The organism is Pseudonocardia thermophila, from assembly GCF_900142365.1.
Taxonomy (GTDB): domain Bacteria; phylum Actinomycetota; class Actinomycetes; order Mycobacteriales; family Pseudonocardiaceae; genus Pseudonocardia; species Pseudonocardia thermophila.
The window spans coordinates 237,842-252,283 of the sequence record NZ_FRAP01000005.1 but is presented as its reverse complement, the minus strand read 5'-3'; the positions used below and the strand labels follow the sequence as shown (position 1 = coordinate 252,283).

The 14,442-nt window shown below is 72.3% G+C and carries 11 protein-coding genes; 4 read left to right on the top strand and 7 right to left on the bottom strand.

Translation table 11 applies throughout. The annotated features are described in order from the left end of the window. Window positions 1–60: 60 nt before the first annotated feature. Together BUE41_RS09000 and BUE41_RS08995 are read left to right on the top strand one after the other, a co-directional pair. The gene (locus BUE41_RS09000; protein WP_073456539.1) at window positions 61–1,704 is read left to right on the top strand and encodes a flavin-containing monooxygenase; all 1,644 of its coding nucleotides are present in this window, start codon (window positions 61–63) and stop codon (window positions 1,702–1,704) included. Between the two features lie 134 nt (window positions 1,705–1,838). Continuing rightward, window positions 1,839–3,677: a sigma-54-dependent Fis family transcriptional regulator gene (locus BUE41_RS08995; RefSeq protein ID WP_084754603.1), complete on the top strand. Its 1,839-nt coding sequence runs from the start codon at window positions 1,839–1,841 to the stop codon at window positions 3,675–3,677. Here the strand turns inward: BUE41_RS08995 and BUE41_RS08990 are convergent. The 6 genes from BUE41_RS08990 to BUE41_RS08965 form a co-directional block, all read right to left on the bottom strand. Further along, window positions 3,674–4,798 carry a DUF3500 domain-containing protein gene (locus BUE41_RS08990; protein ID WP_073456538.1) on the bottom strand — a complete coding sequence of 375 codons (1,125 nt, stop codon included), beginning with the start codon at window positions 4,796–4,798 and terminating at the stop codon, window positions 3,674–3,676. The two genes, BUE41_RS08995 and BUE41_RS08990, sit on opposite strands and share 4 nt — an antisense overlap. Further along, window positions 4,795–5,946 carry a vWA domain-containing protein gene (locus BUE41_RS08985; RefSeq protein WP_143172050.1) on the bottom strand — a complete coding sequence of 384 codons (1,152 nt, stop codon included), beginning with the start codon at window positions 5,944–5,946 and terminating at the stop codon, window positions 4,795–4,797. The genes BUE41_RS08990 and BUE41_RS08985 overlap by 4 nt, the downstream gene beginning before the upstream one ends. After that, window positions 5,943–6,806: an AAA family ATPase gene (locus BUE41_RS08980; protein WP_073456537.1), complete on the bottom strand. Its 864-nt coding sequence runs from the start codon at window positions 6,804–6,806 to the stop codon at window positions 5,943–5,945. The genes BUE41_RS08985 and BUE41_RS08980 overlap by 4 nt, the downstream gene beginning before the upstream one ends. 104 nt (window positions 6,807–6,910) lie before the next feature. Then, window positions 6,911–9,358 (bottom strand): xanthine dehydrogenase family protein molybdopterin-binding subunit, encoded by a 2,448-nt coding sequence (locus BUE41_RS08975; protein WP_073456536.1) that lies wholly within the window; start codon window positions 9,356–9,358, stop codon window positions 6,911–6,913. A gap of 3 nt (window positions 9,359–9,361) precedes the next feature. Then, window positions 9,362–9,880, bottom strand: a complete 519-nt coding sequence (locus BUE41_RS08970; RefSeq protein ID WP_073456535.1) for a (2Fe-2S)-binding protein — start codon at window positions 9,878–9,880, stop codon at window positions 9,362–9,364. Beyond that, window positions 9,877–10,770 carry an FAD binding domain-containing protein gene (locus tag BUE41_RS08965; protein WP_073456534.1) on the bottom strand — a complete coding sequence of 298 codons (894 nt, stop codon included), beginning with the start codon at window positions 10,768–10,770 and terminating at the stop codon, window positions 9,877–9,879. The genes BUE41_RS08970 and BUE41_RS08965 overlap by 4 nt, the downstream gene beginning before the upstream one ends. A 269-nt stretch (window positions 10,771–11,039) precedes the next feature. On the opposite strand from BUE41_RS08965, the gene BUE41_RS08960 reads away from it, so the two are divergent. After that, window positions 11,040–12,782 (top strand): helix-turn-helix domain-containing protein, encoded by a 1,743-nt coding sequence (locus BUE41_RS08960; RefSeq protein ID WP_200803821.1) that lies wholly within the window; start codon window positions 11,040–11,042, stop codon window positions 12,780–12,782. Window positions 12,783–12,891: 109 nt separating this feature from the next. Further along, window positions 12,892–14,082, top strand: a complete 1,191-nt coding sequence (locus BUE41_RS08955) for an FAD binding domain-containing protein (protein ID WP_143172049.1) — start codon at window positions 12,892–12,894, stop codon at window positions 14,080–14,082. Here BUE41_RS08955 and BUE41_RS31770 read toward each other — a convergent pair whose 3' ends face one another. Next, window positions 14,083–14,415, bottom strand: a complete 333-nt coding sequence (locus BUE41_RS31770; RefSeq protein ID WP_234997085.1) for a hypothetical protein — start codon at window positions 14,413–14,415, stop codon at window positions 14,083–14,085. Window positions 14,416–14,442 lie beyond the last annotated feature (27 nt).

Genomic DNA, 14,442 nt, shown 5'->3' with positions numbered 1-14,442 from the left:
ACCGGTCCCCGGCCGACCTCTCGATCTCCCCTTCCTTCGTGCCCGACCGAGGAGTGTGCAATGACGACAGTGGAGTCGCCCACCGAGGCCCGTACCGACGACGAGCGCAGCGACGTGCTCGACGTGCTGGTCGTCGGCGGCGGGTTCTCGGGTCTCTACCAGCTCGACCGCCTGCGTGACCTGGGCTTCAAGGTCAAGGTGTGGGATGCCGCCGGTGACTTCGGCGGCATCTGGTGGTGGAACTGCTACCCGGGGGCGCGCACCGACACCCAGGGCCACATCTACCAGTTCGCCCACAAGGACCTGTGGAAGGACTTCGACTTCCGCGAGAAGTACCCCGGCTACGCGGAGGTGCGCCGGTACTTCGAGTACGTCGACGAGAAGCTGGACCTGCGCAAGGACGTCGAGTTCAACACGTTCGTCTCCCGGGCGGACTGGGACGAGGACCAGCGCGAGTGGATCGTCCGGTCGTCCGACGGCAAGGAGCAGCGGGCGCGCGCCGTGATCGTCGCGACCGGGTTCGGCGCGAAGCCGCTGTACCCGAACATCCCCGGGCTCGACACGTTCTCCGGTGAGTGCCACCACACCGCGCGCTGGCCGCAGGACGGGCTGGACATGACCGGCAAGCGCGTCGTGGTCATCGGCACCGGCGCGAGCGGCGTGCAGGTCGTGCAGGAGGCGGCGAAGGTCGCCTCGCAGCTCACCGTCTTCCAGCGCACGCCCAACCTCGCGCTGCCGATGCGCCAGGCCCTCTACGGTCGCGAGGAGAACGAGCAGGAGCGCGCCACCCTGCCGGAGCGCTTCCAGATCCGCTACACCGCGTTCGCCGGTTTCGACTTCGACTTCATCCCCCAGTCGGCGAAGGAGGTCAGCCCGGAGGAGCGCCGCGCCACCTACGAGAAGTTCTGGCAGGAGGGCGGCTTCAAGATCTGGCTCGGGATGTACCACGACATCCTCGCCGACGAGGAGGCCAACCGGACCTTCTACGAGTTCTGGCGGGAGAAGGTCCACGAGCGCGTGCACGACCCGAAGACGGCCGAGCTGCTCGCCCCGGCCACCCCGCCGCACCCGTTCGGCGTGAAGCGGCCGGCCCTGGAGCAGGACTACTTCGACGTGTTCAACCAGGACAACGTCCGGTTGATCGACCTGAACGCCGAGCCGATCACCGAGGTCGTGCCGGAGGGCGTGCGCACCGCGAACGAGCTGATCGAGTGCGACGTCCTGGTGCTCGCCACCGGGTTCGACAACAACCGCGGCGGGATCATGGCGATCGACATCCGCGGCGTCGGCGGGGTCCGCCTGCAGGAGAAGTGGGCGAACCGCATCGACACGTTCATGGGCCTGTCGACCGCGGGCTTCCCGAACATGCTGTTCCTGTACGGGCCGCAGAGCCCGTCCGGGTTCTGCAACGGCCCGACGTCGGCGGAGTACCAGGGCGACATCGTCGTCGAGCTGCTCCAGCACCTGCGCGAGGAGGGCGTCACCCGCTTCGAGTCCACGCCCGAGTCGGAGCAGGCCTGGACCGCGCACGTCGACGAGCTGTTCGAGAACTCCCTGTTCCCCAGGGCCCGGTCCTGGTACTGGGGCGCGAACGTGCCGGGCAAGCCCGCCCAGATGCTGAACTACTCGGGTGGCCTGACCGCCTACTTCGGCAAGTGGGACGAGGTGCGCAAGAACGGATACCGTGAGTACGTGACCGATTGACCGAGCGCAACCGGCCGGGTCACCATCGGGTGGCCCGGCTGTGTTGCGTTTTCGGACACCACCGCGGCGCAGTGACCTGGTTCACTCGGCTGGAATCCAGACCTGGGCCTTCGTCAACGAGGAGGGGGGCGAGCGTGCGCCGCGACGAGCACGAGTTCAGGCTCCGGGAGGAGCGGGAGCGCGTTCTCGACGCCGAGATCCCCGACGAGGTCCCGCCCGAAGTCGCCCGGGTCGCCCTGCGCCGCGAGATCCTGTCGTCGTGGCGCCGCTGCCAGCAGATCGGCATGACACCGACCAGCGAGGACGTGCCCTACCGGGCCGAGTTCGAGCGGCCCAACCGGCTGCTGCGCGCCGCCCTGCCGGTGATCGACCGGCTCGCCGAGCAGATGGCGGACGGCCCCGTCTCGATCCTGCTCGCCGACTCCGAGGCGCAGATCATCGACCGGCGTCCGGGCGGGCGGGAGCTGGAGAAGCTGCTGGATCGGGCGCTGGTCTGCCCGGGGTTCGTCTACGCCGAGGAGTTCACCGGCACCAACGGGGTCGGGTCGGCGCTGGAGGAACGCCGGCCGTTCATGGTCTCCGGTGCCGAGCACTTCCGCGAGATCCTTCAGGAGTTCACCTGCATCGGTTCACCGGTCGTGCACCCGATCACCGGCGCGGTCGAGGGCGTCCTCGACGTCACCTGCCGCGTCGGCGACACGCACGAGGCGCTCAAGCCGCTGGTGCTCGCGGCCGTGCGGGAGATCGAGTCGAACATCCTCGCCGATGCCTCCAAGCGCGAGCGGATGCTGCTCGAGCGGTTCGTGCGGGCGGGCAGGCGGAACACGCACGCCGTCATCTCGCTCAACGAGGACGTCGTCATGGCGAACACCGCGGCGTCGCAGCTGCTGGACGCGTCCGACCAGGCGATGCTCTGGGACTGGGCGTGCACCGTGCTCAGCAGCCGCGACGAGGCCGTCGGCGAGCTGCGGCTGTCGCGCGACCTCGTCGTGCAGGCGCGAGCGACGCGGGTCGGTGACCGCGGCGACACCGCCGGGGTGCTGGTCGAGATGCGCACGCCGAACCGCCCCGACGCGCGACCGGGACCCGGGCCGCGCCCGGCCCGCAGCAGCCGGCCCCGGAAGAGCACCGGCCTCGACGGGCTGGTCGGCCGCAGCGTCGCGGCGAACCGGCTGCGCAGCGACGTCGAGGTGGCGCTCGCGGTGCCGCAACCGCTGCTCGTCTGCGGGGAGCCGGGGACCGGGAAGCTGCACGTCGCGACCGTCGTGCACCGCCGCCGCGCGGGCCGGGACGCGCTGACCGTGCTGGACGCGCTGAGCGCGCACGACGACCCGAAGGGCTGGATCGCGCGCATCACCACCAGCCTCGACCGCGGTGACACGGTCGTCCTGCGGCACCTCGACGAGGTACCCGACGAGATCGCGCCGCGCATCGAGGTGATCGTCGACGACGCACCGCCCGGCCGGCTCATCGCCACCGCCCGCGCCCGCGGGAGCGCCACCCCGGCCGCGCGCGTCCTGGACCACTTCCCGGTGTCGATCACGGTGCCGCCGCTGCGCTACCGCCGCGACGACATCGCCGACCTGGCGCCCGTGCTGATCGCCGCGCACAGCACCCGGCGCCCGATCCCGCGGCTGTTGCCCACCACCCTGCGCACGCTGACCGCGCTGGACTGGCCGGGCAACGTCCGGGAGCTGGAGGCTGTGCTGGCCAGCGCCGTCGTGCGCTCGATGGGCAGCGACATCGCGCTCGAGCACCTACCGCCGGAGTACCGCTCCGGCGGCGACCGCACCGGCGGCCGTTCGTTGCGACGGGCCGAGCGCGACATCGTCGTGCAGGCGCTGGCCGAGTGCAACGGCAACAAGGCCGCCGCCGCGGACCGGCTCGGCGTCGCCCGCTCGACCCTCTACCGCAAGATGCGGATGCTCGGCATCGACGAGAAGCGGCTGCCGCCGGTGACCGCGCCCCGCTAGCCCGCGTGGTGGGCGGCGAGGTGGCGGGCGAGGACGTCGAAGCCGAAGTCGCCCTCCGGGTCGCGCCACACCGAGTGGATGTGGTTCACGTCCCGCTGCGTGTTGTCGTACTCGACGAGCAGCCGCGGGCCCTGCACCCGGTAGTAGTGCGGCTCGCCGCGTTCGGTGCCGCCCGCCCACGCCAGGTGCACGTCGAGCAGGGCGTCGCCGGCGAACTTCGCGGCCTCGCGCTCGGCGATCTCGTCCGGGACGCGGCGGAGGTAGACGTCCAGCAGGGCGCGCAGCTGGTCGCGCTGCTCCGCCGTCATGTCGCGGGCGGCCAGCCCCTTCGGGACCGTGGTGTAGCGGACGGCGTCGCGGTCCTCGGGGCACGTCCCGGCCCGCGCCTCAGCGGTCTCGTGCATGGTCTGCACGCGGTCGATGAGGCGCTGCTCGGTGAACCGGCCGCGCCAGGTGTCGGCCAGCGGCAGCAGGTGATCACCGTCGGAGAGGCGCGAGCGGTTGGCGCTCACGATGTCGACGGGCGCCCGCGGCGTCAGCAGAGCCCGGGCCAGGCGCTCCTCGTCGAGCGACCGGACGAGGTCGCGAGCGAGGTCCTCGGCCGCACCGAGCGGGCGCAGCAGATGCCCGCCCAGGAGCGGGGACTCGGCCGGGTCGGCGCCGAAGAAGCACGGGGTGCTCGCCTGCACCCGGCCGTCGACGACCAGGTGGTGCACCGACACGTGGTGCCCGCCGAACCGCCACGACCACGGCCCGGCGTGGCTGGGCTCGCCGAACACCGCCACCCAGTACAGCTGCGGATCGCGGCCGCGCTCGCGGCCCCAGTCGACGTCCCAGCCCTCCAGCTCGTCGAGGACGTTCTCCAGGCCCATGATCGTGGCGGCGGTGACGTACCCGGCGCGGGAGAGCCCGGTGGCCAGCAACTGCATCGTGCGCTGCTGCTGGACCGGGCGCATGCGGGTCAGCGGCAGGCCGCCGTGGTCGGTCGGGGTGTAGAACCAGCGCTGGCGCTCCTCCTCGGACGGCCACGGGAAGTGCGCGGCGGCGCGCTGGTCGTCGTCGAGGCTGTCCAGGAGTGCCGTTGCGGCCCTCACCATGCGGTCGACGGTGCTGTCGGTCATGCGGACCTCCTGCGCACGGCGGCGAGCGCCGCGCAGAGTTGTTCGAGACTGGTCAGGTTGTGCCCGGGCAGGAAGACGTCGACGTGCGGCAGCGCGGCCGCCATGCCGCGCTGCAGCGGGCGGTAGCGCGGATCGCCCTTGAGCGGGTTCAACCACATCACCCGGTGGGCGATCCGGTGCAGGTGCTGCATCGCGGTTGCCAGGATCGCAGGATCGTCGCGGTCCAGCCCGTCGGAGCACACGACGACCACCGCCCCGCGCACGGCGCGGTGGCCGCCGTACCGGTCGAGGACGGTGGCCAGCGAGGTGCCGAGGCGGGTACCGCCGTCCCAGTCCCGCACGGCGGCGGCGATGCGGCTGAGCGCGGCGTCGACGCAGGTGCGGCGCAGCTGCTCGGTGATCCGCGTGGCCCGCACCCCGACGGTGAAGACCTCGACGCGGTGCCCGGCGTGCGCCAGCGCGTGCGCGAACCGCAGGACGGCCAGCGCGTAGGGCGCCATCGACCCGGAGACGTCCACCACGAACGTGATCGGGCGCTCCCGGGTCGGGTTGCGCCGGCGCGCGAGGCGGATCGGCTCACCGTCGGTGCGCAGCGCGGCGCGCAGCGACCGGCGGGTGTCGAGGTGGCGTCCCCGGTGGGCGCGCACGCGGCGGCGGGAGCGCCGCCGCGGCAGGTCCGCGTCGAGGGTGCGCACCAGCGCCGCCGCGCGCCGCCGCTCGTCGGCGTCCATCGCGGCGAACGACTTCTCCTTGAGCACCTGGATGTCGGAGGGCGTGAGCCGGGCGTGGTCGACCTCGTCGTCGGCATCCTCCGCGGGCCGCGCGCTCGGCGTCCCGGCGGTGGGTTCCGGTGACCGGCTCTCGGCGACCGCCACCGGGCGGGACACGGCGACCGCGGTCGCGCCGGTTCCGTCCGCGCCGAGGAAGTACGCGCGGAACGCCGCGTCGTAGGCGGTGAACTGCTCGCGGGCGCCGACCATCGTCACCCGGCCGGCGAGGTAGAGATCGCGCAGCCGGACCCGGTCCAGCTGGTGCAGCGCCGCGTACAGCGCCGTGGTCTGCTCCGGGCTCGTCTCCACCCCGTGGCGGCGCAGCTGGTCGGCGAACCCGGCGCAGAGCCGCGCGCTGATCTCGAACGGGGTGGTCACGGCGTCGTCGGGACCAGCTCGGTGATCCGTTCCGCGACGAGCTGCTGGTCGTCGACGTCCTTGACGAGCGCTCCCAGCGTCGCGGCCGCCTCGTCGGGGGTCAGCGTCGCCGACCCGGTCACGTGCAGGGCGTTGGCCCAGTCGATGGTCTCGCCGACGCCGGGCGGGTTCCCGAGCCCGAGCGCCCGGATCCGCTGCACCGCCTGGGCCACCCGGCGCGCGAGCGCGGCCGGCACCTGCGGGGCGCGCACCTGCAGGATGCGGAACTCGCGCTCGGCGTCCGGGTGCCCGACCCAGTGGTAGAGGCAGCGTCGCCGCAGCGCCGTGTGCAGGTCGCGGGTGCGGTTGGAGGTGAGCACCACCAGCGGCGGGCTGCTGGCGACCACCCGGCCGATCTCGGGGATCGTGACGGCGAAGTCGCTCAGCAGCTCCAGCAGGAACGCCTCGAACTCGTCGTCCGCGCGGTCGATCTCGTCGATCAGCAGGACCGTCCGGTCGCCGGTTTCGAGCGCGGTCAGCAGCGGCCGGGGAAGCAGGTACTCGCGCGTGAACACGTCAGCCGACGACGTGCGGTCCGAGGCCCGCATGTCGAGCAGCTGGCGCGCGTAGTGCCAGTCGTAGAGCGCCTGGGAGGCGTCGATCCCCTCGTAGCACTGCAGGCGGACCAGATCGCGTCCGAGCAGGTCCGCGAGCGCCTTGGCGATCTCGGTCTTCCCCACCCCGTTCGCGCCCTCCAGCAGCAGCGGCCGGTTGAGGCGCAGCGCGAGGAACACCGCCATGGAGAGGGCCTCGTCGGCGAGGTAGCCGACGGTGGCGAGGCCGTCGGCGAGTTCGCGCGGCGAGCCGAACGTGTGCTGCATGACCACATCCTCACTGCGTGGAACCGGCACTGCGTGGAACCGGCACTGCGTGGAACCGGCCCGGCTCCGCCACCGCCGACGGAGCCGGGCCGAGGTTCGCCGCGTCAGCCCTTCGCGCGCGCCGCCTGGACGGTCGCGACGATGTCCGCCGGCTTGATCGGCAGCTCCCGCACGTGCATGCCGTACTCGCGCAGGGCGTCGTCGATCGCGGCTGAGACTGCCGACGGCGTGACCATCCGGCCGCCTTCACCACCGCCCTTGATCCCGTACTCGGTGTAGGGCGACGGGGTCTCGACGTGCCCGATGCGGAACGGCGGCACTTCGTTGGCTGTCGGCACCAGGTAGTCGAGGAACGTCGACGACCGGAACTGGCCGTCGGCGTCGTAGGCCAGTTCCTCGTACAGCGTCGAGCCGAGGCCCTGCGCGGCGCCGCCGGTGACGTGGCCGCCGAGGCTCTTCGGGTTGACCACCGTGCCCGCGTCGTGCACGGCCACGTAGTCGAGGAACTTCGTCATCCCGGTGTCCGGGTCGACCTCCATGACCGCGATGTGGCAGGCGTGCCCCATGATCGGGTAGAAGACACCCAGGTCGGAGCGGTCCGGCGAGGGCAGCGTCGTGTACGGGTGGTCGTAGGTGTAGCTCTCCTCCAGCCCGCTCTGCATGCCCGGGGGCAGGTTGAGCGCGAAGAAGTACGCCGATGCCGCCAGCTCGGGCAGCCCCAGCGAGCGCTCGGGGGCCCCGCGCACCTGGACCCGGGCGGCGACCAGCTCCAGGTCCTCCGGTGCGACCTCCAGGGTGTGCGCCGCGATGTCGATCAGCTTCTTCTTCAGCTTGCGGGCCGCACCGCGGACGGCGCCCGCGACCATCACCGTGAACCGGCTGCCGCCGGGGCCCGTGCCGGGCAGGGCCCGGGACGTGTCGGCGTAGGAGACGTTCACCGACTCCGGCTCGATGCCGAACTCCTCCGCGAGGATCGTCGTCGCCACCGTCTCGGGGCTGTTGCCCCACATCGCCTGGCAGTGCAGCAGCAGCTGGAAGGCGCCCGTCGGGTCGATCGTGATCGTCGCGCTCTCCGGGCTGGAGGTGATCGGGAACGGTGGCTCGTCGAACCAGAACCAGAACTCGGTCGAGGAGAACACCGACCGCTCCTGGGTGGTGGCGATGCCGATGCCGATGTAGCGGTTCTCCTCCCGGCGCAGCCGCTCCTTCTCCTTGCGCCAGTGCTCGAGGTCGATCATCGACAGGGCCTTCTCGAGCACCCCGGGGTAGTTGCCGCTGTCGTAGACGTTCCCGCCGGGGATCTTGTACGGGAACTCCTCGGGGAGCACGAAGTTTCGTTTGCGGATCTCTTCCGGGGCGATGCCGAGCTTCGCCGCGCCCTGCTCGACGAGCCGCTCCAGGACCCAGTTGTGCACCTCGGAGCCGAAGCCGCGGTAGGCGCCCTGCTGGCACTTGTTCGTGACCGCGGCGCGCAGCCGGTAGCGCAGGTCGCGGAACCGGTACGGGCCGACCGCCTGCGACAGCGCGTTGCCGTGGGTGCCCACGCCGAACTGCATGTAGGCCCCGTAGTCGTCCACCACGTCCACGTCCAGGCCGGTGATCAGCCCGTCCTTCGTGAAGCCCATCCGCACCTTGTAGTAGCGGTCCGAACCGTGGTGGTCGGAGTTCATCAGGTGGTCGAGGCGGTCCTCGAGGTAGCACACCGGGCGCCCGGTCCGCAGCGCGAGGAACCCGGCGAGCGTCGGCACCTTGTGCGCGGTGAACTTGCTGCCGAAGCTGCCGCCCGCGGGCACCGGCTGCATCTTCAGCTTGTTCGACGGGATGCGCAGCGCGGCGGCGAGCAGGAACTGCAGGTAGCTGAAGTTCAGCGAGTTGCAGTAGATCTCCAGCACGCCGTTGTGGCCGGGGCGGGCGATGGCGCCGGTGGTCTCCATCGGCATGCCGGCCGAGCGGCCCCAGTGCAGCTCGTCCTCGACGACGAGATCGGCGCTTTCGAGCGCGGCGGTGATGTCACCGAACTCGAAGGTGCGCTCGTAGCCGAGGTTGCTGCCGTGCTCCTCGTGCAGGACCGGGGCATCGGGCTCCAGCGCGGCGCGGGGATCGGAGACGACCGGCAGCTCCTCGTACTCGACGACGATCGCGTCGACGCCGTCCTCGGCGATGTAGCGGTTCTCGGCGACGACCGCGGCGACCGCCTCGCCGACGTAGCGGACCTTGTCCACGGCGATCGGGTACTGCGTGATCGTCGCCGGGCCGAAGTTCATGCACGGGTCCATGTGCGCCTTGACGTCCTCGCCGGTGAACACGGCGACGACGCCGGGGATCTCCAGCGCCGCCGAGACGTCGATCGACGCGATGCGCGCGTGCGGGACCGGGCTGCGCAGGATCGCGGCGTGCAGCATGCCCGGCAGCTTCATGTCGGCGATGTAGCCGCCGCGGCCGACCAGCAGGCGGGGGTCCTCGACCCGCCTGCGGTCCTTGCCGATGTAGGTGAAGGCCGGGCGGTCCGGGCCCTCCTCCGTGGTGCGGGCGGGGTCCTGGGTGGCGGTCATCGCTCAGGCCTCCTGTCCGGTCGACGCGCAGCGGCGGCTCGCGTTCTGCACGGCGTTGACGATGTTCTGGTAGCCCGTGCAGCGGCAGAGGATCCCGGAGATCTCGCGGCGCACCTCCTCGTCGGTGCGGGTGCGCCCGTCCGCGATGATCTCCTTGCAGCGCAGCACCATGGCCGGGGTGCAGAACCCGCACTGCAGGGCGTGCTCCTCGGCGAACGCCTCCTGGATCGGGTGCAGGTTCGTCTGATCGGCCGACAGGCTCTCGACGGTCTCCACCTCGTGGCCGCGGGCCTGCACGGCCAGCATCAGGCAGGACCGCACCGACTGCCCGTCGAGCAGCACGGTGCAGCAGCCGCAGACCCCGTGCTCGCAACCGAGGTGGACGCTCACGAGGTCCAGGTCGTCGCGCAGGAAGTCGGCCAGCGTCGTGCGGGTCGAGACGGTGCGGGTGATCTCGCGGCCGTTGACGCGCAGCGTGATGGTGCGCGTGTCGGTGGCGGCCGGGTTCTCGGTGGTGGTCACGAGGCGCTCCCGTTCTGCGTGCGCTGCTCGGCGTCGGCGACGGCGGCGAGGACGGCGCGCATGACGACCGTCGTCGCGAGGTGCTTGCGGTAGGCGGCCGTGGCGTGCAGGTCGTCGCCCGTGGTGACCACGTCGGCGGCGAGCTGCGCGGCCGCCGCCACGGTGTCGGGATCGGCGGCGGCGCCGGTGAGGCGGTCTTCGACGGCGGTCGCGCGGACGGGGGTGGCTGCCACGCCGGCGAGGCCGACGGCGATCCGGCTGATCCGACCCTGCTCATCGAGCTCCGCCTGGACCGCGGCCGCGGCGAGCGCGAAGTCGCCCTCGCGGCGCGCGACCTCGACGAACCCCGTGCCCGCCGCGGCGGGGGTGACCGGGAAGCGGACCGCCACCACCAGCTCGTCCGGGGCACAGGCGTTGCTGAGGAAGCCCTGGAAGAAATCCTTGGCCGGGATCTCCCGTTCGCCGGACGCGCCGCGCACCACGATCACCGCGTCCAGGGTCACCGCGATGCAGGGCAGCTCGGCCGCGCCGTCGGCGTGCGCGATGCTCCCGCCGACCGTTCCGCGGTGGCGGTTCTCGACGTGCCCGATGTGGGGCACGGCGCGGGCGAGCAGCGGTACGGCTGCGTGCACCTGCTCGTCGGACTCGATCGCCGACTGGCGCACACCGGCGCCGATCTCCAGCACGTCGTCGGTGCGCACGACCCGCTGCAGGTCGGTGATCCCGTTGATGTCGATCAGGACGCCGGGGCTGGCCAGCCGCATGTTCAACATCGGCATGAGGCTCTGCCCGCCGGCGAGCATCAGCGCGTCGAACCCGTGCTGGGCCTTCAGGGCCACGGCGGCGTCCAGCGTGTCGGGGTCGCAGTACAGAAACCGAGGCGGCTTCATCGCCAGTCCCCTCGTCGTGTCGGGAAAGCAGGACGGGCGCGGCCGCGCCCGCCGGCAGCCGGTGGGCGAGGTCTCGCGCGCAAGCGAACGTAACCCGAATCACGACCGCTGCTGCTGTGGAGGTCTCCAGTGTGCGTCGCCAAGGCTGTGGAACTCCCCAGCGCTCCAGTGGTCGCTGAGATCGTTCGCGACGGGGTGGCCGGCTCCGATGCTCTCTCGGGACGGCCGGACGTGCGCTGTGGACGGCCACAGCGGAGCTAGCATCGGCTGTGGCGTCCTACACGCGAGACGAGGTCCGCCGGTGGCTCGCCGGTGTGGGCGAGATCGCGGCCGCGGTCAACCGCACCACGGAGCTGCCCGAGCTGCTCGACCTCGTCGCCGGCACCGCGTGCGCCCTCACCGGGTACGAGGCGAGCGGGGTGCTGCTCGTCGATCGGGAGCGGCGCTCGCTGCGGATCACCGGAGCGGCCGGCCTGCCGCCGGAGTACGTGGCCGAGGTCAACGACCGGCACACGATCCAGCTCGACCGGGGACCGTTCGCGGCGGGCCCGTCGACCCGGGCGTTCCGCACCGCCGAGCCGGTGCCGATCTCCGACATCCTCGCCGATCCCACGTTCGAGCCCTGGGCGCGCCTGACGAGCAGCCACGGCTACCGGGCGATCGTCGCCGTGCCGCTCATCGTCCAGGACGAGGTTGTCGGCACCCTGAACTGCTACCGCACGCAGGTGCACGAGTTCGGCCCCGACGAACTGGCCCTGCTCACGACGCTGGCCAACCAGGCCGGGACCGCGCTGCAGAGCGCCCGCCTCATCGCGTCCCTGACCGAGCAGCGGCGCATGCTCGAGCAGGCCGAGTCCATCCACACCGAGCTGACTGCGGTCGCGCTGCGCGCCGGCGGGGTGCAGGGGGTGGCCGAAGCCCTCGCGCGGCTGCTCGACCGGCCGGTGCTGGTGACCGAGCAGGACGGCTCGGTCACCGCGTCCGCCCGCCGAGGCGGGGTGCTCCTCGCGCCGGAGGAGGTGACCGAGGAGCTGCCGGCGTCCGGCATCGTGGACGTGCCGCGGCTGCAGCGGGTCACCGCACCCGTTCTGCTCGGCCGGGACGTCGTCGCCCGCCTCTGGGTGCCCGGGCCGCTCGCGGCGCTGACCGAGTTGGAGCGGCGCGCGATCGAGCACGCCGCGGTCGTCTGCGCGCTGGAGCGGCTGCGCCAGCGGACCGCGCTGGACGTCGAGTGGCGGGTCCGCGGCGACCTGCTCACCGATCTGCTGAGCGACTCGCCGCCACCTTCGGTCGCCGCCCGCGCCCGGCCGCTCGGCCACGACCTCGGCCGGCCGCACACGGTGCTCGTGGCCGCCGTCGACGGGACGGCCGACACCACCGCGACCCGCACGCTCCTGGGCGTCACCCAGACCACCGCGGACCGGGTCGATCCCCGCCCGCTCGTCACCCGCAGCGGAGACCACGTGATCGTGATGTGGCCGGAGACGGCGCACGGCGCGCCGGCGCCGGAGGCGGCCGCGGCGATCCGCACGGCTGCGCGGAACGTGCTGTCCGGGGCCACCGTCACCGTCGTCGTCGGCCGCCGGTGCGCCGAGCCCGCTGAGTACCGCTCGGCCGTGCAGACCGCGCGCGGAGCGATCGAGCTCGCCCGGCTGCACGCCGGCGACCGCGTCGTCACCCTGCCCGATCTCGGCGTGTACGGCCTGCTGCTGCAGACGAACGATCCGCGTGAGCTGGTCCGCTTCACCGAACGCACCCTCGCCCCGCTGCGCGAGCACGACGCCCGCAAGGGCTCGTCGCTGGTCGCGACGCTGCGGGCGTACCTCGACAGCGGGATGAGCGTCGCCCGCACCGCGGAAGCGCTTTACGTGCACCCGAACACGGTCGGGCTGCGGCTCAAGCGGATCGAGGAGCTGATCGACGTGTCGATCGCGCAGCCGGAGTCCCTGCTCCGGCTGACGTTCGCGCTGATGGCCGAGGACGTCCTCGGCTCGACCGGCGGGCCGTCCTGATGGTGATCTACCCATCGGACCGTCGGACGGCTGTGTGTCTGCACAGTGCTGCCGAAGGGCGGCGGCGTCGATGCTGTGCCGGTCGGACCGAGCTGGGAAGGACCGGGTCGTGGTGCAACACGAAGGATCGCGCGCCGTCGTCGTCGGCGGTTCCATCGGCGGCCTGACCGCCGCGCTCCTGCTGCGCAAGCTCGGCTTCGACGTCGAGGTCTTCGAGCGCAATCCCGAACAGCTGGAGAACCGCGGCGGCGGCATCGTCCTGCAGCCGATCACCATGCGGTGGTTCGAGGGGCACAGCGCGAAGGCCATCACCGAGCTGTCCACCAGCAGCAGCAAGCTGCGCTACCTCGGACCCGGGAACGAGATCGTCTTCGAGGAGCACGCGGAGTGGCGCTACACGTCGTGGGGCACCGTCTACCGGGCGCTGCTCGGCGACTTCGGGACCGAGCGCTACCACCTCGGCGAGTTCTGCGCCGGCCTCAGCCAGGACGCGGACGGAGTGGAGCTGCGGTTCGTGTCCGGCCGGGTCGAGCGCGCCGATCTCGCCGTGTTCGCCGACGGGATCAGCTCCACCGGCCGCAAGCGGCTGTTCCCCGACCTGCAGCGCACCTACGCCGGGTACGTCGGGTGGCGCGGCACGGTGCGCGAGGACCAGGTGTCGGACCGGACGCACGCCCTGCTGGCCGATGCGCTCAACTACAGCGTCGGCGACCGCACCCACTGCGTGCTGTACCTGATCCCCGGCATGGACGGCGAGCTCGACGAGGGCAGGCGGCTGCTCAACTACGTCTGGTACCGCAACGTCGCAGAGGGTCCCGAGCTGGCGGAGCTGACCACGGACGTCCGCGGCTTCGAATGCCCGGTGTCGGTCCACCCGGGCACGGTCCAGCAGCGCTACGTCGACGAGGTGCGCGCCGCCGCCGAGCGCGAGCTCGCCCCGGCCTTCGCCGAGGTCATCCAGCGCACCGAGCACCCGTACGTCCAGGTCGTGTGCGACATCCGGGTGCCGCGCATGGCCGTCGGGCGGGTCGCGCTCATCGGCGACGCCGCGTTCGCCGCCCGCCCGCACGCCGCCGCGGGCAGCGCGAAGGCCGCCGCGGACGCCTGGATGCTCTACGAGCACCTCGCGAAGACCGACGACATCGTCGCGGCCCTGCGGGCGTGGGAGCCCGGTCAGCTCGCGCTCGGCAACCAGCTGGTGGACCGGGTGGTGGCGATGGGCACGCGGTCCCAGGTCACCAACACGTGGGTCCCGGGAGACCCCGACCTGCGGTTCGGGCTGTACGGGCCGGGCGTGTGATCACGGGTGGGCGCGCAGCGCTGCGGCCAGCCACTCGTGGTCGGGAATCGTCGACGCGGGCGGTTCCTCGCCACGGACGATCGCGAGGAGCTGCCGGTACCGCTCGACCCGCACGTCGAGACCCGCCTCGATCCGGGCCAGCACATCGGTGCGGCGGGGCGCGGTCGGACCGGTGCCGAGCAGGTCGCCGAGCAGCGTGGCCGCCTCGGCGGAGGCCGGATCGACGCCGTTCTTCCCGGGCCGGTGCCACGAGCAGGCGATCTCCTTCGTGAAGAACGCGAGGCGCCGGGTCGCCGGCCGGGGCCCGCGGCACGCGATCGTCGACGACTTCACGCGCGAGGTGTTCGACGGGCTCGACGC